The sequence below is a fragment of the Pseudomonas rhodesiae genome (assembly GCF_013285305.1).
Classification (GTDB): Bacteria; Pseudomonadota; Gammaproteobacteria; order Pseudomonadales; family Pseudomonadaceae; genus Aquipseudomonas; species Aquipseudomonas rhodesiae.
Genome location: NZ_CP054205.1, coordinates 3,056,719 through 3,083,095, shown reverse-complemented (window position 1 = coordinate 3,083,095; position 26,377 = coordinate 3,056,719). Strand labels below are relative to the sequence as shown.

At 62.5% G+C, this 26,377-nt stretch carries 25 protein-coding genes and 2 pseudogenes; 16 read left to right on the top strand and 11 right to left on the bottom strand.

All coding sequences use genetic code 11. The annotated features are described in order from the left end of the window. Window positions 1–112 precede the first annotated feature (112 nt). Window positions 113–982 carry an isocitrate lyase/PEP mutase family protein gene (locus HRH33_RS13955; RefSeq protein WP_167417169.1) on the top strand — a complete coding sequence of 290 codons (870 nt, stop codon included), beginning with the start codon at window positions 113–115 and terminating at the stop codon, window positions 980–982. A 56-nt stretch (window positions 983–1,038) separates the two neighbouring features. Here HRH33_RS13955 and HRH33_RS13950 read toward each other — a convergent pair whose 3' ends face one another. Then, the gene (locus tag HRH33_RS13950) at window positions 1,039–2,394 is read right to left on the bottom strand and encodes a methyl-accepting chemotaxis protein (protein ID WP_167417170.1); all 1,356 of its coding nucleotides are present in this window, start codon (window positions 2,392–2,394) and stop codon (window positions 1,039–1,041) included. A gap of 189 nt (window positions 2,395–2,583) precedes the next feature. On the opposite strand from HRH33_RS13950, the gene HRH33_RS13945 reads away from it, so the two are divergent. Continuing rightward, window positions 2,584–2,964, top strand: coding sequence for a RidA family protein (locus HRH33_RS13945; RefSeq protein WP_034097850.1), 381 nt, complete (start codon window positions 2,584–2,586; stop codon window positions 2,962–2,964). A 70-nt stretch (window positions 2,965–3,034) separates the two neighbouring features. Continuing rightward, the gene (locus HRH33_RS13940) at window positions 3,035–5,014 is read left to right on the top strand and encodes a peptidase U32 family protein (RefSeq protein ID WP_167417171.1); all 1,980 of its coding nucleotides are present in this window, start codon (window positions 3,035–3,037) and stop codon (window positions 5,012–5,014) included. On the opposite strand, the pseudogene HRH33_RS13935 reads toward HRH33_RS13940, so the two are convergent. Further along, a pseudogene (locus tag HRH33_RS13935) lies at window positions 4,992–5,890 on the bottom strand (DMT family transporter). The gene HRH33_RS13940 and the pseudogene HRH33_RS13935 sit on opposite strands and share 23 nt — an antisense overlap. Window positions 5,891–5,999: 109 nt before the next feature. On the opposite strand from HRH33_RS13935, the gene HRH33_RS13930 reads away from it, so the two are divergent. Further along, a complete protein-coding gene (locus tag HRH33_RS13930) occupies window positions 6,000–6,443 on the top strand; it encodes an Lrp/AsnC family transcriptional regulator (RefSeq protein WP_094065686.1) in 444 nt (147 codons plus the stop codon). Window positions 6,444–6,555: 112 nt separating this feature from the next. On the opposite strand, the gene xylB is transcribed toward HRH33_RS13930, so the two are convergent. From xylB to HRH33_RS13900, 6 genes and pseudogenes are all read right to left on the bottom strand, one after another. Further along, a complete protein-coding gene (xylB, locus tag HRH33_RS13925) occupies window positions 6,556–8,016 on the bottom strand; it encodes a xylulokinase (RefSeq protein WP_167417173.1) in 1,461 nt (486 codons plus the stop codon). 16 nt (window positions 8,017–8,032) lie between these two features. Next, window positions 8,033–9,028, bottom strand: a pseudogene (locus tag HRH33_RS13920) (LacI family DNA-binding transcriptional regulator); the annotation flags it as partial. A gap of 18 nt (window positions 9,029–9,046) precedes the next feature. Next, window positions 9,047–9,979 carry an ABC transporter substrate-binding protein gene (locus HRH33_RS13915; RefSeq protein WP_167417175.1) on the bottom strand — a complete coding sequence of 311 codons (933 nt, stop codon included), beginning with the start codon at window positions 9,977–9,979 and terminating at the stop codon, window positions 9,047–9,049. Window positions 9,980–10,013: 34 nt separating this feature from the next. Next, window positions 10,014–10,982, bottom strand: a complete 969-nt coding sequence (locus tag HRH33_RS13910) for an ABC transporter permease subunit (RefSeq protein ID WP_094065826.1) — start codon at window positions 10,980–10,982, stop codon at window positions 10,014–10,016. Between the two features lie 13 nt (window positions 10,983–10,995). Further along, window positions 10,996–12,528, bottom strand: coding sequence for a sugar ABC transporter ATP-binding protein (locus HRH33_RS13905; protein ID WP_034113700.1), 1,533 nt, complete (start codon window positions 12,526–12,528; stop codon window positions 10,996–10,998). A gap of 156 nt (window positions 12,529–12,684) precedes the next feature. Further along, complete coding sequence (locus tag HRH33_RS13900; protein WP_167417176.1) at window positions 12,685–13,236, bottom strand: cytochrome b; 552 nt, start codon at window positions 13,234–13,236, stop codon at window positions 12,685–12,687. Window positions 13,237–13,415: 179 nt separating this feature from the next. Between HRH33_RS13900 and HRH33_RS13895 the strand changes: the two genes are divergently transcribed. From HRH33_RS13895 to HRH33_RS13865, 7 genes are read left to right on the top strand one after another with little or no spacing between them, the layout of a single operon-like run. Further along, window positions 13,416–14,093 (top strand): thermostable hemolysin, encoded by a 678-nt coding sequence (locus tag HRH33_RS13895; RefSeq protein WP_167417177.1) that lies wholly within the window; start codon window positions 13,416–13,418, stop codon window positions 14,091–14,093. Further along, window positions 14,083–15,561, top strand: coding sequence for an AMP-binding protein (locus HRH33_RS13890; protein WP_040268317.1), 1,479 nt, complete (start codon window positions 14,083–14,085; stop codon window positions 15,559–15,561). The genes HRH33_RS13895 and HRH33_RS13890 overlap by 11 nt, the downstream gene beginning before the upstream one ends. Then, window positions 15,558–16,232 carry an iron-containing redox enzyme family protein gene (locus HRH33_RS13885; protein WP_040268316.1) on the top strand — a complete coding sequence of 225 codons (675 nt, stop codon included), beginning with the start codon at window positions 15,558–15,560 and terminating at the stop codon, window positions 16,230–16,232. Before HRH33_RS13890 ends, HRH33_RS13885 begins: the two co-directional genes overlap by 4 nt. Next, a complete protein-coding gene (locus HRH33_RS13880; RefSeq protein WP_167417178.1) occupies window positions 16,219–17,019 on the top strand; it encodes an SDR family oxidoreductase in 801 nt (266 codons plus the stop codon). Before HRH33_RS13885 ends, HRH33_RS13880 begins: the two co-directional genes overlap by 14 nt. Before the next feature lie 4 nt (window positions 17,020–17,023). Next, window positions 17,024–17,668, top strand: coding sequence for a tetratricopeptide repeat protein (locus HRH33_RS13875; RefSeq protein ID WP_167417179.1), 645 nt, complete (start codon window positions 17,024–17,026; stop codon window positions 17,666–17,668). Between the two features lie 11 nt (window positions 17,669–17,679). Further along, on the top strand, window positions 17,680–18,342 hold the full coding sequence (locus HRH33_RS13870) for a response regulator (protein WP_167417180.1): 663 nt from the start codon (window positions 17,680–17,682) through the stop codon (window positions 18,340–18,342). Further along, window positions 18,339–19,703 (top strand): sensor histidine kinase, encoded by a 1,365-nt coding sequence (locus HRH33_RS13865; protein ID WP_167417181.1) that lies wholly within the window; start codon window positions 18,339–18,341, stop codon window positions 19,701–19,703. The genes HRH33_RS13870 and HRH33_RS13865 overlap by 4 nt, the downstream gene beginning before the upstream one ends. 6 nt (window positions 19,704–19,709) lie before the next feature. On the opposite strand, the gene HRH33_RS13860 is transcribed toward HRH33_RS13865, so the two are convergent. Next, on the bottom strand, window positions 19,710–20,948 hold the full coding sequence (locus tag HRH33_RS13860; RefSeq protein WP_167417182.1) for an MgtC/SapB family protein: 1,239 nt from the start codon (window positions 20,946–20,948) through the stop codon (window positions 19,710–19,712). A 248-nt stretch (window positions 20,949–21,196) separates the two neighbouring features. On the opposite strand from HRH33_RS13860, the gene HRH33_RS13855 reads away from it, so the two are divergent. The 5 genes from HRH33_RS13855 to HRH33_RS13835 all read left to right on the top strand — a co-directional run bounded on the left by HRH33_RS13855 (window position 21,197) and on the right by HRH33_RS13835 (window position 25,926). Further along, a complete protein-coding gene (locus HRH33_RS13855; RefSeq protein ID WP_167417183.1) occupies window positions 21,197–22,120 on the top strand; it encodes a universal stress protein in 924 nt (307 codons plus the stop codon). Between the two features lie 31 nt (window positions 22,121–22,151). Then, a complete protein-coding gene (locus tag HRH33_RS13850; RefSeq protein ID WP_034138109.1) occupies window positions 22,152–22,715 on the top strand; it encodes a GNAT family N-acetyltransferase in 564 nt (187 codons plus the stop codon). 236 nt (window positions 22,716–22,951) lie between these two features. Beyond that, window positions 22,952–24,301: a sensor histidine kinase gene (locus HRH33_RS13845; protein ID WP_034097819.1), complete on the top strand. Its 1,350-nt coding sequence runs from the start codon at window positions 22,952–22,954 to the stop codon at window positions 24,299–24,301. Beyond that, complete coding sequence (locus HRH33_RS13840) at window positions 24,286–24,669, top strand: response regulator (RefSeq protein WP_167417184.1); 384 nt, start codon at window positions 24,286–24,288, stop codon at window positions 24,667–24,669. Before HRH33_RS13845 ends, HRH33_RS13840 begins: the two co-directional genes overlap by 16 nt. A gap of 9 nt (window positions 24,670–24,678) precedes the next feature. Continuing rightward, window positions 24,679–25,926, top strand: a complete 1,248-nt coding sequence (locus HRH33_RS13835; protein WP_167417185.1) for an EAL domain-containing response regulator — start codon at window positions 24,679–24,681, stop codon at window positions 25,924–25,926. An 8-nt stretch (window positions 25,927–25,934) separates the two neighbouring features. Here HRH33_RS13835 and HRH33_RS26515 read toward each other — a convergent pair whose 3' ends face one another. Together HRH33_RS26515 and HRH33_RS13830 are read right to left on the bottom strand one after the other, a co-directional pair. Continuing rightward, window positions 25,935–26,066: a hypothetical protein gene (locus HRH33_RS26515; protein ID WP_259444982.1), complete on the bottom strand. Its 132-nt coding sequence runs from the start codon at window positions 26,064–26,066 to the stop codon at window positions 25,935–25,937. Between the two features lie 15 nt (window positions 26,067–26,081). Further along, entirely contained in the window at window positions 26,082–26,294 is a 213-nt protein-coding gene (locus HRH33_RS13830) for a hypothetical protein (protein ID WP_167417186.1), read from the bottom strand. Window positions 26,295–26,377: the final 83 nt, after the last annotated feature.

Genomic DNA, 26,377 nt, shown 5'->3' with positions numbered 1-26,377 from the left:
CGCATACCCCATTCTCAAACGTCATAATCCCGCGTTTTCCTACGTGGTAGTCTCACACGTCTACCAATAGGCATTGATCGTATGTCGTCAATGGCCCCAACCAGGAAAGATCATGCCAAAAAAGTCCCACTCAGCCTTGCGCGTTAATTTTCGTGAATTGTTGGCAACGCCTGCGTGCGTTGAAACCGCTTCCGTGTTTGATCCGATGTCGGCAAGGATTGCCGCCGACCTGGGTTTCGAGGTCGGTATCCTGGGCGGCTCCGTGGCTTCGTTGCAGGTTCTGGCGGCCCCCGATTTTGCGTTGATCACGCTGAGTGAGTTCGTTGAGCAAGCCACCCGCATCGGTCGTGTCGCGCAGTTGCCCTTTATTGCCGATGCCGATCACGGTTACGGCAATGCGCTGAATGTGATGCGCACCGTTGAAGAACTGGAACGTGCCGGCGTTGCAGCACTGACCATCGAAGACACGCTGCTGCCGGCGCAATTCGGGCGCAAGTCCACGGATTTAATTTCCATAGACGAAGGTATCGGTAAAGTTCGCGCGGCGCTGGAAGCGCGGGTTGACCCAGAGCTGTCGATCATTGCCCGCACCAACGCCGGCGTATTACCGACCGAAGCGGTGATCGAACGCACCCTGGCCTATCAGAAAGCCGGTGCCGATGGCATCTGCATGGTGGGCGTCAGCGACTTCGAGCACTTGGAGAAAATTGCGGAAGACCTCACGGTGCCGTTGATGCTGGTGACCTACGGCAATCCCAAACTCAACGACGCGCAACGCCTGGCCAGCCTGGGTGTGCGGGTCATTGTGGCCGGCCATGGCGCGTACTTCGCGGCGATCAAGGCGACCTACGACAGCCTGCGCGCCCAACGCCAACTGACCCACAGCACTTCGAACCTCAGTGCCACCGAGTTGACCCACACCTATACGTTGCCCGAGAGCTACGTAGCCTGGGCCAAAGAATTCATGGACGTAAAAGAGTAACTACCCCCGTGGATCGAGGGGGCTGCCCCCTCCTCCCACGCGGGTCTGCCCCTCGGTCAGCCAACCCAGCCCACCGCAGTTTTCGGAATCACTTCCGATTCATCCAGCTTCGACGCAAACATGCTCACCGCCTTCACGGCATCGCTGGTGCTGGTGCGTATCTGCAGAATCACCGAACCCGCCTGATCCGCCAGGTTGACGCCACGCTGCGCGCCTTCCTGGGTGGCATTCATGCTGCTCACCGCGTCGCGGGTTTCCGACAGGATCATGCCGATCATCTCGGCGATTTCCGCCGTGGAACGGCTGGTGCGACCGGCCAACTGGCGAACCTCGTCGGCCACCACCGCAAAGCCGCGCCCCTGGTCACCGGCGCGGGCCGCTTCGATGGCCGCGTTGAGGGCCAATAGGTTGGTCTGGTCGGCAATGCCGCGGATGGTATTGACGATGGCGGTAATCTGCTCCGAACGGTCACCCAACTGCCCCACCAATCGCGCAGAGGCGCCGATGTTTTCGGCAATCCGGCGCATTTCCGTGGCGGTGTCGTGGATAACCTGAGTGCCGTGTTCGGCAAACCGCTCGGTTTCCGAAGAGATATGGTAGGCACGCGAGGCGCCGCGCGAGTCTTCCTCGAATTTTTCCACGCGCTCGGTGATATCGCTGGCGAACTTGACGATTTTCAGCAGCGTGCCGTCCAGGTCATACACCGGGTTGTAACTGGCTTCCAGCCACACCGTGCGGCCATGTTTGCCGATGCGCTTGAATTGCCCGGTGAAGAATTCGCCGTTGTTCAAGCGGCGCCAGAAGTCGGCGTATTCGCCACTGTTGACCAGGCTCGGCTCGCAAAACATGCGGTGGTGCTTGCCCTTGAGCTCGGCCAGGGAGTAACCCATGACATTGAGGAAATTGGGATTGGCGTCCAGTACATGGCCACTCAGATCGAACTCGATCACTGCCATGGCACGGTCCAGCGCCGCGAGTTTGCTGCGGGTTGCGGCTTCCTGCTCGACCTTGCTGGTGACGTCCAGGGCATACTTGACCACTTTCAGCACTTGGCCACGTTCATCCAGCACCGGGTTGTAGCTGGCCTCCAACCAGACGGTTTTGCCGTTGGCACCCACCCGTTTGAAGGTCCCCGAGACAAATTTGCCGGCACGCAGATCCGCCCAGAACTCGCTGTAGGCTGGGCTGTTGGTCAGTGCGGGCAAGCAGAAGTCGCGATGGGATTTGTTGGCCAGTTGATCGGCGCTATAACCCATGGTTTTCATGAAGTTGTCGTTAGCCCGCAGCACCTTGCCATTCAGGTCGAATTCGACCACCGCCATGGAGCGCTCCAACGCAGCGTTCAGCCCTTTGTATTCGTTGACTTCGGCCTTCCTGGCCGCCAGTTCTGTTTTTAATGCGTTATTGAACATGACGAACCCTCTGCCGTACGGAGAACCTGCTTCTTAAAGTAGCTATCGGCCCCGGATTTAGCGACTTTACGCGGCTTTAATTTTTATTTTCTGGCGTCAAAAAAGCGTATTGCCATAGCCCTCGGTTTGCCCTGGCCAATGATTTCGAGGACCATGGCGCCTTTGTGTTTTTGCCCACCAGAGGTGCCCATGGCCAACCACGATCTGTCTTACACTCCGGACCCGGATGCCGAGTCCATTTCTTCCGACGTTGTCGGCTTCAACGGTATCCTGGTGTCGACCCAGATCCCGACTCGCGCCGACGGCAGCCTGGAACTGGGGGATATCACCCTGCAAAGCGAATGCACGCTGCAAGCGCTGAAAGTCGCCCTGGAAAAAGCCGGCAGTTCCATGGATCGGGTGATGCACCTGACCATTTATCTGACGGATATGGCCGATCGCGCGGCCTTCAATGAGGTCTACAAACGATTTTTCGCCAAGCCCTGGCCCGTGCGTGCGGCGGTTGGCGTCGCGGCGCTGGCGGTAGAGGGCATGCGCGTGGAAGTCACCGCGATGGCGGCCAAGGCTTGAAGTGATGCCGGTCAGGCATTTCACGGCTACAATGCGCGCCTCAACCGTGACAAGCCTGACTAAAAAAACTATGTCCTTGCCCAAGCACCACCTGGAATTGCTCAGCCCTGCCCGCGATGTGGCCATCGCCCGCGAGGCCATCCTGCACGGCGCCGACGCCATTTATATTGGCGGCCCCAGCTTCGGCGCGCGCCACAACGCGTGCAACGAAGTGAGCGATATCGCTCAACTGGTCGAGTTCGCCCGCCGCTACCACGCCCGGGTGTTCACCACCATCAATACCATCCTGCATGACAACGAGCTGGAGCCGGCGCGCAAGCTGATCCATCAGCTCTACGACGCCGGTGTCGACGCGCTGATCGTGCAGGACCTGGGGGTGATGGAGCTGGATATCCCGCCCATCGAGCTGCATGCCAGTACCCAGACCGATATCCGCACCCTGGCCCGCGCCAAGTTTCTCGATCAGGCCGGGTTCTCCCAACTGGTATTGGCCCGTGAGCTGAACCTGCAGGAAATCCGCACCATCGCCGACGAGACCGATGCCGCCATCGAGTTCTTCATTCATGGCGCACTGTGCGTGGCGTTCTCCGGGCAGTGCAATATCTCCCACGCGCAGAACGGCCGCAGTGCCAACCGCGGCGATTGCTCCCAGGCGTGCCGCCTGCCGTACACCTTGAAGGACGACCAAGGCCGCGTCGTGGCCTTTGAAAAACACCTGCTGTCGATGAAAGACAACAACCAGAGCGCCAACCTGCGCGCGCTGGTGGAGGCCGGTGTGCGTTCGTTCAAGATCGAAGGTCGCTACAAGGACATGGGCTATGTGAAGAACATCACCGCCTACTACCGTCAGCGCCTGGACGACATCCTCGAAGACCGCCCGGACCTGGCCCGTGCCTCCAGCGGCCGCACCGCGCATTTCTTCCTGCCCGACCCGGAAAAAACCTTCCACCGTGGCAGCACCGACTACTTTGTCAGCGAGCGCAAGATCGACATCGGCGCCTTCGACACCCCGACTTTCACCGGGCTGCCGGTGGGTCTGGTGGAAAAAGCCGGCAAGCGCGACCTGCAAGTGGTTACCCATGAGCCACTGTCCAATGGCGATGGCCTGAACGTGCTGGTCAAGCGTGAAGTGGTGGGGTTCCGCGCCAACATCGCCGAGCCCAAGGGCGAGTTCGAGGAAGACGGCCAGAAGCGCTACCGCTATCGCGTCGAGCCGAATGAAATGCCGGCCGGCCTGCACCAACTGCGCCCCAACCATCCGCTGAACCGCAACCTCGACCATAACTGGCAGCAGGCGCTGCTCAAGACCTCGGCCGAGCGCCGTATCGGCCTTGCTTGGGTCGCGCGTTTGCGTGAAGAGCAGTTGCACGTCACCGCGACCAGCGAGGAAGGCATCAGCGCCAGCGTCACCCTGCCCGGCCCGTTCGGCGTGGCCAACAAACCGGAACAGGCGCTGGATACCTTGCGCGACCTGCTCGGCCAACTGGGCACCACCGAATACCACGCCACTGCCATCGAGCTGGATGCGCCGCAGGCGTTCTTCATCCCCAACTCGCAACTCAAGGCACTGCGCCGCGAAGTCATCGAAGCGCTGACCGCCGCCCGTATCGCGGCGCACCCCCGTGGTGGGCGCAAGGCCGAAACCACACCGCCGCCGGTGTACCCGGAAGCGCATCTGTCGTTTTTGGCCAACGTCTACAATCAGAAAGCCCGCGACTTCTACCACCGCCACGGGGTGAAGTTGATCGACGCGGCCTTCGAAGCCCATGAAGAAACCGGCGAAGTGCCGGTGATGATCACCAAGCACTGCCTGCGCTTCTCGTTCAACCTGTGCCCTAAACAGGCCAAGGGCGTCACGGGCGTGAAGACCAAGGTGGCGCCGATGCAATTGATCCACGGCGACGAAGTGCTGACCCTGAAATTCGACTGCAAGCCGTGTGAAATGCATGTGGTGGGCAAGATCAAGGGCCACATCCTGGGCTTGCCGCAACCCGGCAGCGTGGTCGAACACTTCAACCCGGACAAACTTATCTATCAGGGCACGCACTGACGCTACGGGAGCCGGGCCACCACCAGCCCCGCTGCAACCCCGCCGCCGCCAGCAGAATCGCCGCCACCCCTAGCCATTGCAGCCAGCCCAGACGATACCCGAAGGCGATCCAATCGACGAAGATCGCCGCGATCGGGTAGATAAACGACAGCGCGCCGGTCAGCGCCGTCGGCAGCTTTTGAATCGCTCCGTACAACAACACATACATCAACCCGGTATGCACCACGCCAAGGGCGAGCAATGCCGCCCACGCAGTGGTCGTCACCGGCATGCTATTCCATGGCACCAAGGGGGCGAGCAGCACCGCGCCGGTAGTCACCTGGATCAAGGCCAGCAAATGTGGCGGCACCGCTTTCAAGTGTTTGATGATCAACGCGGCCAGTGCATACAAAACCGCTGCCCCCAGGGCCAGGGCAATTCCGGCAAGGTAATCACCACCGTCCGTTTGCTCACCATGGGCGGCGACAATCGCCAGCATGCCGGCAAAGGCTATGCTCAGCCATACCAGTTTCTGCAGCGTGATACTTTCTCGCAAAAACACCGCTGCCAGCAGCACTAGCAAGAACGGCTGCACGTTGTACACCGCCGTGCTGATGGCGATGCGCGGGAATAAGAGGCGAACAGCAGCAACCAGTTTCCGACAATGGCCACACCACTGATGATGGCTAAGCCGAGTGCTGCGCCGTTTAGCAGATCCGAGCGCAGGTACCCCAGCAGCGCGCACACCAGCAACAGCGCGAATGCGCCGAACAAACAACGCCAGAACACCACTTCGATCACCGACACGCCCGACACCAGCACAAACCAGCCAATAGTGCCCGAGATAAGCATGGCGGCGATCATTTCCCACGATCCGCGACGAATGGATGGTTCCATGATTGAAGCTCCTCAAGTGAGGCTCAATTATGGCAATCTGCTTATTCGCCGCTCCAGCGCCTGAAAAAGGCAAAACACTGTGTTCACCTTTATTTATTAGGCAAAACCTATGCTCGATACCATCGACCAGCAGCTGATCACCGCCTTGATGGACGATTCACGCCTGTCCCTCAAAGCCTTGGCCGGCATCACCGGGCTGTCCTCCCCCAGCGTGGGCGAGCGCTTGCGCCGCCTGGAGGAACGCGGTGTGCTCACTCATTACACCGTCGCCATCGACCCTAAACATTTCGGCTATTTGCTGCAAGCCATCGTGCGCATCCGCCCGTTGCCGGGCAAATTGCAGGAGGTAGAACGTCAGATCCAGGCGATTCCCGAATTCACCGAGTGCGACAAAGTGACGGGCGAAGATTGCTTTATCGCGCGCCTGCACGTGCGCACCATGGATCACCTGGACACCCTCCTCGACCGTATCAATGCCTACGCTGAAACCAACACCGCCATCGTCAAGAAAACCCCGGTCAAACGTCGACTGCCGCCATTGGCGGATCAATAAATCACTTAAGACCACAATGCGGGAGGGGGGCTTGCCCTCGCTTCAGTGGTCAGTCAGCCCAACTGTCACTGACGCATCGCTATCGGGGGGCAAGCCCCCTCACCGCAAAAAGTCAGGCGCTCAACGTTTTGGCAGCGCTCAGGAGCCCTTGAAACTGGCGATAGCGTGCTTGCAACACATCCCGCTGTGTCGCATCCGGCAAGTAGCGCGCCTTGATTGGCATACCTGCCCCCAGCAAGTCTGCGCCCTCGCCCACTGCCATGAACCCGAGTTTCGCCGCGCCGATGCAGGCGCTCAGTTCACTGCCGTGCAACGTGTAGATCTCCCGTTGCAGGATGTTGGCCAGCAACTGCGCCCAATACTCGCTGCGCGCGCCGCCGCCTACCAAAGCGCAGGCGCCGACCTGTGCACCGGCCGATTGCACCGCGTGCAGCGCATCCAGCAGGCCGAAGCCGACGCCCTCCATCACCGCATAGCCGAGCATCGCCGGTGTGCAGTCATGGCCCAGCCCCATAAAGCCGCCGCGCAACAAGGGGTCGTTGTGCGGCGTGCGTTCGCCGGCCAGGTACGGCAGGAACAACGGCGTGTGCAGCGGCACGGCCTGTTCGATCGGTAATTGCGCCTGGACCTGCGCTAGCAAGGTTTGCTCATCCGCCATCCCGGTCAACCGCGTGACCCAACGTAAGCAACTGGCACCGGCGAGCATGGCGCCCATGGTGTACCAGCGATCCGGTAGCGCATGGCAGAAGCTATGTACCGCGCTGGCCGGGTTGCCGGCGGCGTGGTCAGTGATCGCCACAATCGCCGCGCTGGTGCCCAAGGTGATGAAACCGTCCCCGGCATGGACCGCACCGATGCCCACCGCTGCCACCGGGTTATCGCCGCCACCGCCGGCAATCACCACCTCGGGCGACAGTCCCAGCTGCGTCGCGGTCAACCGCGCGCTTGGCGCGCCGCCTTCAACCAGTCGAGGCATCTGCCACGGCGCCAGGCCGGTGGCGCGCAGCATCGGCATGAACCACTCGCGCCGGGCCACATCCAGCCACAGCGTACCGGCGGCGTCGGACATCTCGCTGATGCGCTCGCCAGTCAGACACAACCGCAGGTAATCCTTGGGCGACAACACGCAGTCGATGGCCTTGAACACCTCTGGTTCATGCTCCTGCAGCCACAGCAACTTCGGCGCGGTAAGCCCGGCCATCGGCAGGCTGCCGGTGACATCGGCGAAATCTACGCCCAGGCGTTCTGCCTCGGCCACGGCGCGGGAGTCATCCCACAGGATGGCCGGATACAGCACCCGGTCGTCCGCACCCAACAGCACCGCGCCGTGCATCTGCCCGGACAGGCCGATACAGGCCACATCGGTATAGGCCGGATGGCTGCGCAGCTGGCCCAGCGCCTGCACACAGGCTTGCCACCAATCCTGCGGCGCCTGTTCTGACCAGCCGCTGTGGCGTCGTGAAACGCTCAGGCGCACGCCGGCATGGGCCAGGACGTTGCCGTCGAGGTCCATCAGGATGGCTTTGAGTTCAGAGGTGCCGAGATCGATGCCCAAGGAAACCGGACTGTTCATACGTATGTGATTCCAATCAGTGGCAGCCACAGGAATTGCGTATTCGCAGGGTTGGTGCCAGGCGCACACACTGGGTGGGCGCAGCGGGCGACGCCATGCGTTGCAGCAGTAGATTGACCGCCTGGGCACCCAACGCCTGCACAGGCTGGGCGATCAGGGTCAGTCGCGGCACGAAAAAGTCTGCCCAATCAAAATCATCAAACCCCACCAACGCCATCTGCGCCGGGACCTCCAGGTACGCATCACGCAGAGCGTGCATCGCGCCCAGGGTCATCAAGTTATTACCGGCCATAATCGCCGTCGGTGGCGACTCCAGGCCCAACAATTGCACCGTGGCCTGACGAGCCGGCTCGGTACTGGAACCGCCGTTGACCAACAGCTGCGGATCAACGGCCAACCCCGCCGCCTGCAACGCCGCCGTGTAGCCGGCCACCCGCTCATCCGTGGTACTGAACCCCGCACGCCCGGCGATAAAGCCGATACGGCTGTGTCCGTGGCTTATCAGGTGTTCGATCAAGGTTTGCGTGGACCGCGCGTTTTCCACCCCGACCTGATCAAATTGCGCGCTCATCATCCGATCCACCAGCACCGCCGGAATCTGGTTGGCACGCAGGTACTCCAGGGCCAGGGACCCATTCGACGGCGCCAGCACAATACCGTCGACACGCCGATGATGCAGCGCCGTCACTACCCGCAACTCTTGCTGCGGGTCATCATGGGTGTCGACAAACAGCATCATGTAGCCGTGCTTGGCGCACTCGGTTTCAATCGCGTGCACGGTCTCGCTGAAGTAGTGATTGGACAGCGCCGAAATCGCCACGCCAATGGTGCTGGTGCTGGAACGGGCCAGCGAGCGCGCCAGGGTGTTGGGGATATAACCCAGATCCTGGATCGCACGCTGCACCGCCAGCACCGTCGCCGCGCTGACTTTACGGGTGCCGTTCACCACATGGGAAACGGTTGAAGTCGACACCCCGGCGCGGCTTGCCACATCGTCCATGGTGACCATGGCACGGTTCCTCTGACGGACTCAGTGTTTGCTCGACCAGCCGCTGTAGCTGCCGACATTGTCGCGGGTGATCAGTTTCGGCGTGAGCAACGTCACCGCGTCGGCCGGGGCTTTGTCGTTGAGAATGTCATTGCCTACATCCACGGCGGTCTGGGCCATGGCCCACGGGTCCTGGCTGGCGGAGGCCTGGATCTGCGTATCGCTCTTCAGTGCATTTTCGATGTCCGGCGCGCCATCCACCGAGGTGATGATGATGCCGCTGCGCTTGAGCTGCTTGGCTGCCAGGTCGCTACCGATGGCTTGGGGGTCGTTGATCGCGAACAGGCCGTCGATTTTCGGGAAACGGGTGAGATAGCCCTGCATCACGTTCAGCCCGCCTTCGCGCGAACCTTTACCGTCCTGATCGTCGGACAGCACCTTGATGTCCGGCGCGCCGGCCAATGCGGCTTTGCAGCCCTTGACGCGGTCGGTCACGGCGGTGACCTGCGGGCCATTCTGGATAATCACATTGCCTTTGCCCGAGAGCTTGTCCACCAGGTATTGGCAGGCCAGCTTGCCGGCTTCGACGTTGTCGGTCTGTACGGTGGCGTTCACGCCCTTGGCGTCCACATCCACGGCGACTACGACGATGCCGGCGTCGCGGGCTTTCTTGATCGCCGAGGCCATGGCCGAGGGGTCGACGGCGTTGAGCAGTATCAAGTCGACCTTGGACGAGATGAAGTTGTCGATCTGGGAAAACTGTTTGCTCAGGTCATAGTCGGCGGACACCGAGGTCACCTTGACGTCGGGGTTCAACGCCTTGGCGCGCGCCGTGGCACCGTCGGCCAGGGTTACGAAATACGGGTTGCCCAGCGAGCCCATGCTGATGCCCAGCGCTTTGAGTTCACGGGCCTGTACTGCCTGGGACATCAGGGCGGCCAGGGCGATGACGGGAACGATGCGTTTAAGGTTCATGCGCTTCTCTCTTGTGATTGTTGTAGGAGATAAATCAGGTGCGCGCGCCGGACTGGCGATAACGGTCCAGTGCCACCGCGCCAATGATCACGATGCCTTTGATGATGTATTGCCAGATATCCGACACCCCCAGCAGCACCAGGCCATTGGTGAGCACGGCAATGATCAGCGCGCCGATCAGCGTGCCACCGATGGTGCCGACGCCGCCGGTAAAGCTGGTGCCGCCAAGGATCACCGCGGCAATCGCATCCAGCTCGTAGGATTGCCCGAGTTGCAGGCCGTTGGCGGCAAACAGGCGCGAAGCGCTCATCACCGCGCCCAGCCCGGCCAGCGCACCGGACATGGCGTAGACGAACAACAGCACCTTCCACACCTTGATCCCCGACAGCCGCGCCGCTTCTGGGTTGCCGCCCACCGAATAGATCTGCACGCCCATCACCGTGCGGCGCAGGATAAACCACGACAGCGCCACCACCGCCACGGCAATCACCACCAGCCATGGCACGCCAAGGATCGAGTCGTTACCGATAAACGCAAACGGCAGATCCGGGTTGAACACCGTCTTGTCGTCGGCCAATAGCCGCGCCAGCCCACGCATGGCAGTGAGCGCGCCGAGGGTGACGATAAACGGCGGCAGGCGCATAAAGGCGATCAGCCCACCGTTGACCAGCCCGAGTAACAGCCCGAAGCCGATACCGGCGGCGATCCCGAACATACCGAATTGCGGCGACATCGACGCCTGCAACGCCACCACCGCCGACGCCGCCAGGATCGCGCCCACCGACAGGTCGATGCCGGCAGTGAGAATCACAAAGGTCATGCCCGCCGCCAACACCACGTTCACCGAGGCTTGCTGGGTGATGATCGACAGGTTCTGCAAGGTCAGGAAGTTTTCACTGGCCAGGGCAAAGCCCACCAGCAGCAACACCAGCACCGGCAACATGCCGACCGTGCGCATCAGCTCGCGGGCGCGTTCGGCTTTGCCTATGGGTGTGAGGGTCATTGTGTTGTTTGAGTCAGCCATGGGCAGCCACCTGATCGCCACCGGTGGCGAGGTCGATAATACGTTCCTGGGAAATAGCGTGGCCGGAAGCCCCGCCGACTTCGGCCACCAATTGGCCTTCGCGCATGATCAGCACGCGGTCGCAGGTGCCGATGATTTCCGGCAGCTCGCTGGAAATCACCACAATGCCCACCCCGGCCAGCGCCAGCTGATTGATGATGCGGTAGATCTCGGATTTGGAGCCGATGTCCACGCCACGGGTGGGTTCGTCGAGGATCAGCACATGGGGCTTGACCTCCAGCAAGCGCGCCAGCAGGACTTTCTGCTGGTTGCCACCGGATAACGCGCCGACGTTGACCTTGCCCGACGCCACGCGGATCGACAGCGACTTGATCGCGTCATTCGAGCGTTGCGCGGCGTGCGCCCGGTCGAGCACACCACCGGCGCGGGCATCCGGCACACAGGCGCAGACGTTGATGTTGTCGGCCACGCTCATGTCGAGGAACAGGCCCTGGGCCTTGCGGTCTTCGGTGAGGTACACCACGCCGGCACGAATCGCGTCCGCCGGGGTGCGCAGTTGGGTGACGGTCTTGCCCACCACTTCCAGGGTGCCGCTGGTGCGCGGGTCGGCGGCGAAGATCAGGCGCGCCAGCTCGGTGCGCCCTGCCCCCACCAGCCCGGCAATGCCCAGCACCTCACCGGCATGCAGGTCGAAACTGCACTGGCGCACGCGTTTGCCGTCGGCCATGTCGCGCACGCGCATCACCACGGCGCCGGGGTCGTACGCCGCGTGGTCCTTTTTATAGAACCCTGACAAGTCGCGGCCCACCATCATTTTCACCAGCACCTCGGCCGACAGCGCCTCGCGGGTCAGTTCGCCGATGTACTGGCCGTCGCGCAGCACCGATACACGGTCCGACAGCTCGTAGATCTCGGCCATGCGGTGGCTGATATAGATGATCGCCAGGCCTTGGCTGCGCAGCTGTTTGATCAACGCGAACAGGCGATCCGTTTCGCGGGACGACAGCGGCGTGGTGGGCTCGTCCATCACCAGGATCTTGGCGTGGGCATGCAAAGCGCGGGCGATCTCCACCAGTTGGCGCTCGGCAATCGACAGGCTGCTGACCCGCGTGGCCGGGGTGAATTCGGCGCCCAGGCGTTGCAGCACCTCGACGCAGCCGTCCTGCATGCCGGCGCGGTCAATGGTCCAACCACGCCGTAGTTCACGGCCCAGGTAAATGTTCTCAGCCACGCTCAGGTTCGGGCACAGGCTCAGTTCCTGGTAGATCACGGCGATGCCGAGGGCTTTGGCGGTGGCGGGATTGAACGTGGCGATGGGCTCGCCGCCGATGCGGATTTCACCGCCGGGATCGGCCTGATAAGCGCCGGAGAGGATTTTCATCAAAGTGGATTTGCCGGCGCCGTTCTCCCCCATCAAGGCGTGGATTTCGCCGGGGTAAACCTTCAGGCCGACATTTTTGAGCACGCGCAAACCGTTGAAGGTTTTGCTGATGCCCTGCATCTCCAGCAAGGGTTCAAGGCTCATGTCTGAGCTCCTGGTTTTATTATTTTTGTCGTTCGGCCCCCTTTGGATCAGAGCCGATTGGCACCGACTCTAATCAGATACATTTACTTACGCAAGCGCTTGCGTGCGCCATTTGTCGCTAGAAGAAACGTTTCATCAAGCTGATTTGTCGCAACTTCAGCGATTACGCGATTTAGGCAGCATGCGTATCAGCGTGTTGTCGCGCACCCAGTAGTGATGGAACAGCCCGGCGGCCGCATGCAGGCCGATCAGCCAATAACCGGCATTGCCCAGCCACTCATGCCAGTGCTTGAACACCTTGGCTTGGTCCGGGTCCATCGCCACCAGGGCGGGCAAGGACCACTCGAAGTACGGCAGGGTTTTGCCCCCGGCGCTAAGCATCAGCCAGGCCAGCAGCGGCGTCACGATCATCAAGCCATACAGGGCCAGGTGCATCAGGTGCGCCAACGCCGTTTGCCAGATGGGAGGCCGCGGCACGATGGCCGGACGAGGAGCCAGACGCCCGAGCAAGCGCACCCACACCAACAGGAAAATACCCATCCCCAGCAGCCCATGAGTGCCCGCCATGAAGCTCCTCGCCACACTGCCGCGAGGCAGCAGGCCTTTGATTTCGATGCAGGCATAGACACCGACAAACAGCGCCAGCATCAGCCAGTGCAGGGTCATCGATAACCGGGCGTAGCGCTGCGTTACCCAATATTGGTTCATGGAAAAGTCGCCTTTGAGGAAGTGTTGGCCGAGGCCGGCCTGGAAAGTCCGCGCCACCCTGCCCTGGCAGTCTTAAGCCAGTCTGAAGACCGAACGACGATGTTTACGCCCACCTTCAGACTTCGTTAAGAAAGGCTGCTGATACTCCTCCCAACTTGACGTGGGAGGCGAACCGCCAAATGCCCGATTTCAACTGGAACATCCCGTTGCCCCTGCTGTTCGGCCACGCCGACAGCGCCCCGCTGCACCTGAGCCGCGCCCTGCCCGACGACCCTCGGCGCCCGGTCTTCGAAGCGTTCATCCAGCAGCGCTTTCGCCTGGCCCATGGCGCAGACATCCGCCACTTCATGCCGCAATTGTTTGGCGTCAGCCAGGCCGACGGCGAGTTGTGCGCCGTCGCCGGGGTACGCCTGGCCCGCAGCGAAGCGCTGTTTTTGGAGCACTACCTGGATCATCCGATCGAGGCCTTGGTCTGCGCCGCTGCCGGCCAGCCAGTGGAGCGGCGCGCCATCGCCGAGGTCGGCAACCTGGCCGCCAGTGATAACGGCAGTGCACGCCTGAGCATCATTGCCATCACTTGGTTATTGGCCATGGGGGGGCTGGAGTGGGTGGCCTTTACCGGCAACGCGGGGCTGGTCAACAGCTTCCATCGCCTTGGGCTCAAGCCCGTGACCCTGTGTGCCGCCGACCCGCAACGCTTGGGCGATGAGCGCCTTAACTGGGGCCGTTATTACGAAAGCCAGCCGTGGGTGCATGTGGGCAATATCCGCGCCGGCTTCACGCATTTGCGCAACATGGGCCTGTTTTCGCGCTTGGGCCTGCCTACCACCCTTGAGGACACTTGCCATGTCGCCTGAAACCCTGCGATTCCACGCCGTGCTGCGTGGCCATGCCGAACGTAACGACGGTGCCATCGCTTTGTGGGGCGACTCACTGAAAATGGACTACGCCACGTTGTTCGCCGAGGTGGCCTATCGGCGCGAACGTCTGCGCGATGAGGGCGTACAGGTCGTGGCGCTGGCCTTGGACAATGGCGTCGATGCCATGCTCTGGGACCTGGCGGTGCTGTTCGAGGGCCTGACCTGCCTGACGTTGCCACCGTTCTTCAGCGCGGCTCAGCGTGCCCACTGCCTGGAGCAAAGCCACGCCGAGCGGGTCATCGCCGAACCCTATCTGAGCCAGGAGCTGGAGGGTCTGGGCTACCACAAGGTCGGCGATTTCTGGTGCCGGCATTTCGACGGGCGACCCTCAATGCCCCTGGGCACCGCCAAAGTCACCTTCACCTCCGGCACCACCGGCGCGCCCAAAGGCGTATGCCTGAGTGGCGAGAGCCTGCTGCGGGTAGCCCGCGAGCTGTACCAGGCCAGTCACGTCAATGAACCGCGCCATCACCTGGCGCTGCTGCCCCTGGCGATTCTGCTGGAGAACCTGGGCTGCTACGCCGCGTTGTATGCCGGCGCCACCTTGAGTGTGCCGAGCCAAAAAAGCCTGGGTATTCAGGGCGCCAGTGCGGTGGATGCGGCGCAATTGCTCGGTTGCCTGGCCGCGCGCCAACCCCACAGCCTGATCCTGGTGCCGCAACTGCTGCTGATGCTGGTCATCGCCGCCGAGCAAAAGGCTTTCAGCCCCCGGGGCTTGCGCTTTGCCGCCGTGGGCGGCGCCCGTGTGTCCAAGGCCTTGTTGCAGCGTGCCCAGCAGTTGGGCATGCCGGTTTTCGAAGGCTACGGGCTGTCGGAGTGCGCCTCGGTGGTCAGCCTCAACGTGCCGCAGGCGCAGCGCCCGGGCAGCGTCGGAAGGCCCCTGCCCCATGTGGATATCCGCCTGGCCGAGGATGGTGAAGTGCTGATCAAAGGCTCGACCCTGCTCGGTTACCTCGGCCAGACCGAACAGCCCGACACCTGGTGGCCCAGTGGTGATCTGGGGGCCTTCGACGAAGATGGTTTTCTGTACCTCAAGGGGCGCAAGAAACACCAGTTCGTCACCAGTTACGGGCGCAACGTCAACCCGGATTGGGTCGAGGCCGAACTGACCCAGGGCGGCGACATTGCCCAAGCATTCGTCTACGGCGAAGCCCTGCCCCACAACCACGCCCTGCTCTGGCCCCATCGCGCCGACTGCAGCGACGCCCAACTGGCCGCCGCTGTGGCCGAGGCCAATGCCGGCCTGCCGGACTATGCCCAGGTCCACCAATGGACGCGCCTGGACGCCCCCTTCACCGCCGCCAACGGCCTGCTCACCGCCAATGGCCGGCCTCGGCGCGACGCCATCGTCGCCCGTTACCACGCCCACTTTACTCAACCTTTGAATGAGGACACGCCATCGTGAATTTCTTCGACACCCTGCAAGACGCCACCCAGCACGAACGCCAGGCATTGTTCAGCCTGCCGATCATTCGCGACGCCCTGGAAGGCAAGGTCAGCCTCGACAGCTACCGCGCCTTTCTGGCCCAGGCCTATTACCACGTCCGCCACACAGTGCCGTTGATGATGGCCTGCGGCGCACGCTTGCCGTCACGCCTGGAATGGCTGCGCAAGGCGGTGTGCGAGTACATCGAAGACGAATACGGCCATGAACATTGGGTACTGGATGATATCGAGGCCTGCGGCGGTGACAGGCTCGCCGTGCGCGATGGTCGCCCTGGCTTGCCCATTGAGCTGATGGTCAGCTACCTCTACGACCTGATCGCCCGCGATAACCCGGTCGGCCTGTTCGGCATGGTCAACGTACTGGAAGGCACCAGTATCGCCCTGGCCACCCACGCCGCTGGCAGCATCCGCGAGCGCCTGCAGCTGCCGCCCGAGGCGTTCAGTTATCTGAACTCCCACGGGGCGTTGGATATCGGCCATATGCAGACCTATCGCGGCCTGATGAACCGTCTCGACGACCCGGAGGATCAAGCCGCGGTGATCCGTGCGTCCAAGGTGGTCTACGCGCTCTATACCGATATGTTCCGCAACCTGCCACGCCTCGGGGAGACCACCCATGCGCCTGTCTGAGGCCCGAGTGGTGCTGACCGGCGCCAGCGGCGGCATCGGCCTGGCGATAGCGGCGATGCTGTGCGCCAGTGGCGCGCAGGTACTGGCGGTGGCGCGCCACCGTGCGCCGCTGGATGTGCTGCTTGCGCAATACCCGCAGCAGTTGTGCTGGGTCAGCGCCGACCTGACATTCCTGGCCGACCGGCGCAAGGTACTGGCGGCGGCCGAAGCCATCGGCGGTATCAACCTGCTGATCAATACCGCCGGGATCAACCACTTCGCCATGCTTGAGCAACTGGACGACGCCGAGATCAACCAGATGCTCGCGTTGAATATCGGCGCGCCGATCTGTCTGACTCGGCTGCTGTTGCCGATGCTCAAACAAGCGGCGGGCGCCAGGGTGGTCAATGTCGGTTCCACCTATGGCTCCATCGGCTACCCCGGTTATGCCACCTACTGCGCGACCAAGTTTGCCTTGCGCGGGTTTTCCGAAGCCCTGCGCCGCGAACTGGCCGACACCCACGTCGGCGTGCTGTACGTAGCGCCGCGCGCCACCCGCACCTCAATGAACAGCGCGGCGGCCGAGGCCCTGAACGAGGCGCTCAAGTCCAACGTCGACGACCCGCACACCGTGGCGTCGGCAGTGATCAAGGCGATTGTGGACGACCGTCGCGACCTGTACCTGGGCTGGCCGGAGCGTTTCTTCGTGCGCCTCAACAGCCTGCTGCCGAAGCTGGTCGACCGTGGCCTGCGTAAACAACTGCCGCTGGTGCGCCGCTTGAGCGATAACCCTGTTAACAAGGACTAACCCCATGAGAACACTGATTGCCGCCCTTGTGCTCAGTGCCCTGAGCCCCCTCACCTGGGCGTTGGACGCCGCCGACCAGCAACGGCTGACCACGATCCAACAACGCTGGGCCGAGATCCAATACGGCCTGCCTGAGGCACAACGCACCCAGGCCTTCGAGCAACTGGCCGGCCAGGCGAATGCCTTCACCCAGGCCCGTCCGCAGGCCGCCGAAGCCTGGATCTGGTCGGGTATCGTCACCAGCAGTTGGGCCGGTGCCCAGGGCGGACTCGGGGCGTTGAGCAAGGCCAAGACCGCCAAGGCCGACCTGGAGCGCGCGCTCGGCCTCGACCCCACCGCCCTGCAAGGCTCGGCCTATACCAGCCTGGCGGCGCTGTACGATCGCGTTCCGGGCTGGCCGATTGGTTTCGGTGACGCCGACAAGGCCGAGCAGTTGCTTAAACAGGCCTTGCAAGTCAACCCGACAGGCATTGATAGTCTGTACTTCTGGGGCGATCACCTGTACCGGCAAAAACGTTATGACCAAGCCCGCGACGCCCTGCAAAAGGCCCTACTGGCGGCTCCCCGCCCAGGTCGGGAACGCGCCGACGCCGGGCGGCGCAAAGAGATCGAGAGCCTGTTGGCCGAGATCGCCAAGCAACTCAACTGACAGGAGCGCGCGTGCGTCTATTACTGATCGAGGATGACGAAGCCCTGGGCGGAGGGATTCACCAGGCTTTGGCGCGCGAGGGGTACACCGTCGACTGGTTGAAGGACGGCAGCAGCGCCCTGCATGCCCTGCTCAGCGAAACCTTCGACGTGGTGGTGCTCGACCTCGGCCTGCCGCGCATGGGCGGGCTGGAGGTGCTGCGCCGCCTGCGCGACAGCGGTGCCACCGTACCGGTGCTGATCCTGACCGCGCGGGATGCCACCGAAGACCGCATCGCCGGGCTCGACGCCGGTGCCGACGATTACCTGATCAAGCCCTTCGACCTGGCCGAACTCAAGGCCCGCTTGCGCGCCCTGCTGCGGCGCAGCGCCGGCCGGGCGCGGGTGCTGATCGAACATGCGGGCATTTGCCTGGACCCCAGCACCCAGCAAGTCAGTTATCACAATCAACCGGTGTCGCTGACCCCCAAGGAATACCAACTGCTGCATGAACTGCTTTCGCCCCCGGGGCGGGTCATGACCCGCGACCAGTTGATCCAGTTGCTGTATGGCTGGAACGAAGAAGCCGAAAGCAACACCCTGGAGGTGCATATCCACCACTTGCGCAAAAAGTTCTCCAGCGAATTGATCCGCACTGTGCGCGGCGTGGGTTATCTGGTGGAGGATCGCGTGTGACCTCGATTCGCCGCCGCACCCTGACCTTGATTATCGGCCTGCTGCTCGGCGGTTTTTTGCTGATCAGCGCATTGAACCTGCATGACAGCAACCACGAAATTGCCGAAGTCTACGATGCGCAACTGGCGCAAAACGCCCGGTTGCTACAAGGCCTGATGAGCCTGCCGCTGGCGAACGAGCAGCAAGCCGACCTGTACCGCGCCTTCAACAAGGCGCTGGCCGAGGCCAACCCCAAAGTCGACGGGCATCCATACGAAAGCAAGGTGGCTTTCCAGGTCTGGAGCCCCCAGGGCGAACGCCTGGTGTTCACCTCCAGCGCTCCCACGTTCGCCACTCCGCCCGAACAGCCCGGCTACAGCAATGTGGACGACCTCAATGGCCGGCAATGGCGCGGTTTTTTGCTCAAGGACAAGAACAGCGGCCTGCGCATCTGGGTCGGCGAACGCGACGACGTGCGCGCCGACCTGGTCGGTCGTATCGTGCGCCACACCTTGTGGCCGAACGTGCTGGGCAGCCTGATCCTGGCGATGATGGTCTGGCTGGCCATCGGTTGGGGGCTCAAGCCCCTGGCTGATATGGCCGCGACGTTACGCGCCCGGCACTCCGGCTCCCTGGAGCCGATGCAACTGACGCCCTTGCCCACCGAACTGGAACCCATGCAGGCCGCGCTGAACCGTATGCTCGCGCAGCTCCAGGACCTGCTGGGTCGCGAACGACGCTTTATCGCCGATGCGGCCCACGAAATGCGAACCCCGCTGGCGGTGCTGCGGGTGCATGCGCAAAACCTGCTGGAGGCCGGCACCGAGGCTGAACGCCGCGAATCCCTGGCCTTCCTGATCACTGGCGTGGACCGTACCAGCCGCCTGGTCAACCAGTTGCTGACCATGGCGCGCCTGGAGCCGAGCGCGGGGCAACCGCCCTTACAGCCCCTGGACCTTACCGCCGCCGTGCGCGACAGCCTGATCCAACTCACGCCCTGGCTGTTGAGCAAGGGCCTGGAACTGGCGTTCGACGCGGACGATGCCCCTTGCACCGTGACCACCGACGGCGCGGCCATCGCGATCGCCCTGACCAACCTGGTGACCAACGCGGCGAATTTCTCTCCGGAACAGGGTGTAATTACCGTCGGGTTGCACAAAACCGACACGGCATTCGAGCTGACGGTGGACGATCAGGGCCCCGGGATCGACGAACAGGACCGCGAGCGCTTGTTCGAGCGCTTCTACAGCCGTGGCAATGCCCACGGTGCAGGCCTGGGCTTGACCATCGTCCACACCATCGCCCAGCGCCTGGGCGGTCAGATCCGTCTGGACAACCGTGCCGGCGGCGGGCTGCGGGCCACGTTGCACATCCCTCTTTGAGCCGTTTCAACCGATCAGTAGGCCCAGCCATGTCGCGGCGGTCAGCAATGCTTGGCCGCCAATCACATAGCCGGCAAAGCGGCGGCCGTCGCTGACCCAGGCCACCAGGCACTTGCTCAGGGAATTGCAACTGACCGCCAACAACACCGGAATCGGCGCCGCCTGCACGGCCAATTGGCCGCTGGCGGTCAGGGCGGCAATCGAAGCTGTAGACGCATGCGCGTCAGCGAAGCCGCTGAGGGTGGCGGTGACCATTACGCCCCATTCGCCGAAGTAATACAGCATCGCCGATGAGACAAACGTAATGCCGGTCATCATCAGCACCATGATTAACGCCAGTTTGAGATCGAATGCACCGCCCACCTTGATAGCCTCGCTGGCGGCCGACGTGGGGGTGCGCAGCATCAGGCAAATGCCGTAAGCCGCGATGGCGACAAAACCGGCCAGCAACGGCCAGGCCATTTGCGCCAGCAACGCCGGCTCTACCGTGCCCAGAATCAAGGCCACCTGCGCCACCGTGGCCAGGTTGGAGAAAACCGCCGCAGCCGCCAGCGTGCGCAACTGCTGCGGTTCCCTGGCGGCGATATGGCCCATGGCGGCGATGGTCACGGTGCTGGAGGCGAACCCGGACGCAATGGCACCGACCGCGTAGCCATACCGCGGGCCCAACGCCCGCACCGCCACATGCCCCAGGGCGCCGACCGCCATCAGCAGTACGGTCAAGGTGCAGATGGTGCGCGGATTGATCGCTGCATAAGGGCCGATAAAGCGGTCCGGCACCAGCGGCAAGACCACCAGCGCTACCACCAGCAGCAACAGGCCGTCGCGCATTTCAGCGTCGCTCAGTTGGCTGCGGGCGAATTCGTGCAGTTTCTGTCGATAGACCAGCAATCCAGCCATCACCACCCCAATCGCCGTGGCCAACTCGGGCGCCGCGCCGCACAGGGCGCCCAGTACCAGCACGGTGAACAACGCCACTTCGCTGGTGATGCCCGGGTCTTTGGCCTGGCTTTTCCAGTACGCGGTACTGACCAGCAGCGCCAGGCACAGCGCGATCAGGCCCAACAGCAAGGCGCCGCCGACCTGCTGGGTCACATAACCGAGCAATGCGGTGATCGAATAGGTGCGCAACCCGGCAAAATCGCGATGCTCGCCTTCGCCCTTGTGGCGTTCGCGCTCAAGCCCCACCAGCATGCCAATACCCAACGCCGCAGCGGCGCCGGCCAGGCCCAAGGTCTGGCTCATAACAGCACCCCTGGCGTGATGGACATAAACAACCTCTCGGCTTCGATGGACGCCCGGACCGGCATCGCTCTTCGCAGTCTGCGCCAGGATGCCGCACGCCGCGTTGATTATCATCAACGATCCCCTCGTTGACCGCACGTCGCTCGCTCCGCCCGGCGTGGCGGCGACTTGATGCAGATCAAACGCCGCCCAACGGTCGGGGCCATGATCGACCCTAGATGCCACTGGTAATCCAAGGGAGATCGCACATGTCTGCTCAAGCCCGTTTCTTGCTGCTGGTTTCACCGTTGATGGAACACAGCCCCGCTTTCGAGCGCGCCGCCGCGTTGGCCAAGGCCGAAGGCGCCGCCTTGCATATTCTGGCGTTCGACTACCTGGAAGGTCTGGCCACCGCTGGATTGGTCAACGAACAGGCCCTGGAGCAGATGCGTCTGGGCTATGTGGAGCGCCATCACCAATGGCTTGAAGACCAGGCGCGGCCGTTGCGCAAACTGGGGCTGACGGTGACTACCGAGGTGGCCTGGGTCGATGATCCGCTCAAGGAGCTGTTGATTCGCCTCAAGGAAGAACCCATGGCCCTGGTGATCAAGGCACTGGCCCATGAGTCGCGACTCTCGCGCTTGATGTTCACGCCGATGGATGTGCACCTGCTGCGCGAATGCCCCGTACCGCTGCACTTTGTGCACGGCGTGCATCACGCTCTGCCACGCAGGATCGTGGCGGCGGTCGATCCATTCCACCGCGACGGTCGCTACCAGGGCCTCAACGACCGCATCCTGCATGAAGCGAGCAAATTGGCGACGGCCTGCGAGGCCGATGTGCAGATGGTTTACGCCCATGACTTGTCCGACCTGGCCACCCAGGAATATGAGTTCGGCAGTGGCGCGGCGTTCTTCTCGTCGCAGGCGGCCAAGCAGCTGTTCGCCGCCCAGGGCGAAGCCTTCAACGACCTGGCGGCGCGTAACGGCATCCCGCCGGAACAGCGCCACATGATTCTGGGCAACCCGGCGAAGGTGTTGTCCAGCTTCGCCGACGCCTACAACATCGACGTGATCGTCATGGGCCGGGTCGGTCATCACGGTCTGTCGCGGCTGCTGGGCAGTACCACTGAAACGCTGCTGTACCGCATGCCCTGCAGTGTGTGGGTGGTGTCACCCGAGATGCTGGAATAACCCGGCCATTTCACCCCATGGAGGTTCCGTCATGTCTAATACTGAAGCACTCAACCGGCAAGCCGCGCCTGTTTATGCGGCGGTGCCCCACGAACACTGGATCGACCGGCTCGACGATGGCCGCCACGTGCTGGTGCGTCCATTGACCGCCGAAGACCGCGAGCGCGAATACAACTTCATCAAGGGCTTGTCCCGCGAGTCCAGGCATCAGCGTTTTCTGGGCGAGGTCTGCGAGCCGGGCAAGACATTGCTCGATCAATTGATGGACGTCGATAACCAGGAACGCCTGGCGTATATCGCCTTGGTGCACGATAACGGCCAACTGGTGGAAATCGGCGTGGCGCGCTACGCCGCCGCCAAGGACCAGGCGTGCGAATGCGCGGTGGTGGTGGCCGATGCCTGGCAGCACCTGGGCCTGGCGCGCGTGCTGATGCAGCACTTGATGGCTGCGGCGAAAAAAAATGGCTACACGCGCATGTATACGGTGGACGCGGCCACCAATGCGCATATGCGTCAATTGACCCATGATCTAGGTTTCGAGAGTGTCACCGATCCGGATGACGGTACTCAGGTGATCAGCAGCGTGCAGCTTTAAACCCATCCACATGGCCGTCATGGGGCGTTTGCTGCGTTGCAGGTCGAGCAAGCGCGGCCACTGCGCTTTAGCGTAGGCAAACGCCCACTGTTTTATTTGCAGGTCTATGGCAATAGGCTGCTATTGTCCTAAGACCTCATCTCCTCCTCATCGCCTGTGCGCGATTTTCTGTGAGCATGCTCTGCGACACGGTCATGAACGGTGTCGGGCCTGAACGTCATGGAACCGCCCTTGCGATGGATAAAAAAACCACCCACAGCCCGCCCGACCTGCAGTCACGCGCGGCCAAGATCGACGAATTCAAACGCCAGAAAAGCCTGATCAAGACCGGCGCGCTGCAAGACGCCATTTTCAATAGCGCGCACTTCTCCAGCATCGCCACTGACGAAAAAGGTGTGATCCAGATCTTCAACGTCGGCGCCGAACGCATGCTGGGCTACGCCGCCGCCGATGTGGTCAACCGCGTCACCCCCGCCGACATTTCCGATCCCGCCGAACTGATCACCCGCGCCGCCGCCCTCAGCCTGGAACTCGACACGCCGATCACGCCGGGTTTCGAAGCCTTGGTGTTTAAAGCCTCGCGCGGCATTGAGGACATTTACGAGCTGACTTATATCCGCCAGGACGGTAGCCGCTTGTCTGCGATGGTCTCGGTAACCGCACTGCGCAACCGCAGCGACACGCTCATCGGCTACCTGCTTATCGGCACCGACAACACTGCGCGCAAGCAGGTTGAGGCCGAACGCAAAGACTTCGAACGCGCCCTGGCAGACAAAAACCTGGAGCTGGAGCACGCCAGCCACATGAAATCCGAGTTCCTGGCGACCATGTCCCACGAACTGCGCACCCCATTAAACGCGGTGATCGGCTTTTCCGAGGCGCTCAAGGATGGGCTGGTCGGCGAAATGAGCGACACCCAGCGCGAATACATCGGCGACATTTTCACCAGCGGCCAGCACCTGTTGTCGCTGATCAACGACATCCTCGACCTGTCCAAGGTCGAAGCCGGGATGATGGACCTGGAGCTGGAGCCCGTGGCGCTGGCCGATGTATTGGCCAATAGCTTGCTGATCGTGCGCGAAAAGGCCGCGTTGCAACGCATCCAGCTCAAGCTCGATAGCCCGGTGGACCTCGGCACACTGGTGCTGGATCTGCGCAAGACCAAACAGATCGTCTACAACCTGCTGGCCAACGCGGTGAAGTTCAGCGAGCACGGCAGTTGCGTGACCCTGGCGGTTCGTGAAGCCCCTCGCGAACAGGTCGGTCTGATTCCCGGCGACTGGCCCAGCCACGCTGATACCTTGCAGACCGGCGCGCACCGCACCTTCCTGGAGCTGAGCGTCAGCGACACCGGTATCGGCATCGCGGAAGAGGACATGGGCAAATTGTTCAAGGCCTTCAGCCAGATCGACAGTAGCCTGGCGCGCAAATTCGAAGGCACCGGGCTGGGCCTGGCCATGGTCAAGCAACTGACTGAGCTGCATGGCGGCAGTGTCGCGGTGGCCAGTCGCGAAGGCTTGGGTACGCGCTTCGTGGTGTGGTTACCGCTGCATCGGACGACGGAGGCACCATGGCCCATATCCTGATCATCGAAGACAACGAAGCCAATATGCGCCTGGCCCGTTTGCTGTTGGTCAGTGCCGGCCACAGCGTGGTATGGGCCGCCGACGCCGAGTCCGGCCTGACCCTGGCCCGCGCGCAACAGCCGGCGCTGATCCTGATGGACATTCAGTTACCGGGCATGGACGGCCTGGCCGCCACCCGCGTGCTCAAGCAGGACGCCCTGACCGCGCATATCCCGGTCATCGCGCTCACCGCCATGGCCATGAAGGAAGACCGCGAAAAAACCCGCCTGGCCGGGTGCGACGCCTATGTGATCAAGCCTCTGCGCTATAAGGCGCTGTACCAGGTCATTGAAACGCTGCTCCACCCGCCCCCCACACCATTCGTATGAGTCCTCTCCATGGCCAGCTCACCCGCCACGCTGTTGATCGTTGACGACGAACCCCAGGTTCGCAAGTTGCTGGAAACCCTGCTGCAGCACGAGGGCTACCAGACCCTGAGCGCGGGCACCGGCGAGGAAGCCCTGCTTAGGGTGGCCGAGCAGCCGCCGGACCTGATCCTGCTGGACATCATGATGCCCGGCATGGACGGTTACGAAGTGGCTAACCAGCTCAAGGGCAACCCAGCCACCGCGACCATACCGATCATCATGCTCTCGGCCTTGAGTGAATCGAGTGCGCGCCTCAGCGGTCTGGAGACCGGCGCAGAGGAGTTCATCAGCAAACCGGTGGATCGTGTCGAGCTGTGGCTGCGGGTGCGCAACCTGCTGCGGCTCAAAGCCCATGGCGACCAGTTGAAACAGCACAGCGCGATGCTCGAACAGCGCCTGCAACGGCACCACGATCAAACCGCACGCTCGAACGTCTACGACCCGGTGCGCCAGGACCTGGAAAACGCCTTGCGCCAAGCGGTGCAGCGCCAGGCGTTCGCCTTGCATTACCAACCCAAAGTGCACGTGGCCAGCGGTGAAATCTGTGCCCTGGAGGCGCTGCTGCGTTGGGATCGGCCCGACTATGGGCCGGTGTCCCCGGCGGTGTTCGTGCCGGTCCTGGAAAGTCTCGGCCTGATTGGCCAAGTCGGGCATTGGGTGATCGAGACTGTCTGCCGACAGATAGCGGCCTGGCAGCGTTGCGATATCGGCGCGGTGGAGGTGTCGGTGAACGTCTCCGGCCATCAATTGATCGAGGGCGATCTGATCGCAGAGATAGCCGACATACTGGCCGGCACCGGGGTTGCCGCCCATTGGCTGGAGTTGGAAATCACCGAAGGCACACTGATGGAGAACACCGCGCACAGCATCGTCAGCCTGCAACGCTTGCGTGCCATGGGCGTGAAAATCGCCATCGACGACTTCGGAACCGGCTATTCCAGCCTGGCCTACCTACGCCGCTTTCCCATCGACACGCTGAAAATCGACATTGCCTTTATCCGCGAAGTCACCAGTAACCCCCAGGACGCCGCGATTGTTCGGATCGTCATCCAACTGGCCCACAGCCTGGGCTTGCTGGCGGTGGCCGAAGGCGTCGAAACCCAGGCGCAATGGGCGTTTTTGAAAGAGGCCGGTTGCGATCAGATCCAGGGGTATCTGTTCAGCCGGCCGTTGCCGGTGGACACGCTGGAGCCCCTGTTAAGGAGGCGTTTGAAGTGAATGAGAAGTCAGAGATGCCCGATGTCGCCAGCAGCGCCCTCTTCATCCGCTTCGATCAGCGGCACCTCGGCGTCATCCATCAATGAACCCGGGTCTTCGTTACCTGGGTCGTTGAGTTCTTCATCCGGTTGATGAGCCATGATCGTATCCTCTAACTAGCCGCCCTGGGTGTCGATGTCGGCGTCGGTTTCAGGCTTGGGCTCGCGCTCGGGCTTGAAGTCGGGGCTGTAGTCGTTGTCCTTGGCCTTGGGGTCGGGGGCAGGCTTGGGGTCCTTAGGGGCATCGGCGGCGGTGCCGGGTGCCGGCTCGCCACCGTCGATGGCGGGATCGTTACGGTCGCTGACTTGGGGATCGTTGCTAGTGCTCATGTTTCACCTCTGCGCAGTGATTGGGTAACTACAGCCTGCATAGACATAAGGTGCCGCGCCCTGCCCCGAAGTTCCGCCGGATT

Coding starts and splice junctions, on each gene's coding strand:
- HRH33_RS13950 (WP_167417170.1), bottom strand. CDS start 2,394: ATGTTCAATAACGCATTAAAAACAGAACTGGCGGCCAGGAAGGCCGAA.
- HRH33_RS13895 (WP_167417177.1), top strand. CDS start 13,416: ATGCCCGATTTCAACTGGAACATCCCGTTGCCCCTGCTGTTCGGCCAC.
- HRH33_RS13930 (WP_094065686.1), top strand. CDS start 6,000: ATGCTCGATACCATCGACCAGCAGCTGATCACCGCCTTGATGGACGAT.
- HRH33_RS13910 (WP_094065826.1), bottom strand. CDS start 10,982: ATGACCCTCACACCCATAGGCAAAGCCGAACGCGCCCGCGAGCTGATG.
- HRH33_RS13945 (WP_034097850.1), top strand. CDS start 2,584: ATGGCCAACCACGATCTGTCTTACACTCCGGACCCGGATGCCGAGTCC.
- xylB (WP_167417173.1), bottom strand. CDS start 8,016: ATGAACAGTCCGGTTTCCTTGGGCATCGATCTCGGCACCTCTGAACTC.
- HRH33_RS13880 (WP_167417178.1), top strand. CDS start 16,219: ATGCGCCTGTCTGAGGCCCGAGTGGTGCTGACCGGCGCCAGCGGCGGC.
- HRH33_RS26515 (WP_259444982.1), bottom strand. CDS start 26,066: ATGGCTCATCAACCGGATGAAGAACTCAACGACCCAGGTAACGAAGAC.
- HRH33_RS13955 (WP_167417169.1), top strand. CDS start 113: ATGCCAAAAAAGTCCCACTCAGCCTTGCGCGTTAATTTTCGTGAATTG.
- HRH33_RS13845 (WP_034097819.1), top strand. CDS start 22,952: ATGGATAAAAAAACCACCCACAGCCCGCCCGACCTGCAGTCACGCGCG.
- HRH33_RS13850 (WP_034138109.1), top strand. CDS start 22,152: ATGTCTAATACTGAAGCACTCAACCGGCAAGCCGCGCCTGTTTATGCG.
- HRH33_RS13940 (WP_167417171.1), top strand. CDS start 3,035: ATGTCCTTGCCCAAGCACCACCTGGAATTGCTCAGCCCTGCCCGCGAT.
- HRH33_RS13900 (WP_167417176.1), bottom strand. CDS start 13,236: ATGAACCAATATTGGGTAACGCAGCGCTACGCCCGGTTATCGATGACC.
- HRH33_RS13855 (WP_167417183.1), top strand. CDS start 21,197: ATGTCTGCTCAAGCCCGTTTCTTGCTGCTGGTTTCACCGTTGATGGAA.
- HRH33_RS13840 (WP_167417184.1), top strand. CDS start 24,286: ATGGCCCATATCCTGATCATCGAAGACAACGAAGCCAATATGCGCCTG.
- HRH33_RS13860 (WP_167417182.1), bottom strand. CDS start 20,948: ATGAGCCAGACCTTGGGCCTGGCCGGCGCCGCTGCGGCGTTGGGTATT.
- HRH33_RS13875 (WP_167417179.1), top strand. CDS start 17,024: ATGAGAACACTGATTGCCGCCCTTGTGCTCAGTGCCCTGAGCCCCCTC.
- HRH33_RS13915 (WP_167417175.1), bottom strand. CDS start 9,979: ATGAACCTTAAACGCATCGTTCCCGTCATCGCCCTGGCCGCCCTGATG.
- HRH33_RS13890 (WP_040268317.1), top strand. CDS start 14,083: ATGTCGCCTGAAACCCTGCGATTCCACGCCGTGCTGCGTGGCCATGCC.
- HRH33_RS13830 (WP_167417186.1), bottom strand. CDS start 26,294: ATGAGCACTAGCAACGATCCCCAAGTCAGCGACCGTAACGATCCCGCC.
- HRH33_RS13835 (WP_167417185.1), top strand. CDS start 24,679: ATGGCCAGCTCACCCGCCACGCTGTTGATCGTTGACGACGAACCCCAG.
- HRH33_RS13905 (WP_034113700.1), bottom strand. CDS start 12,528: ATGAGCCTTGAACCCTTGCTGGAGATGCAGGGCATCAGCAAAACCTTC.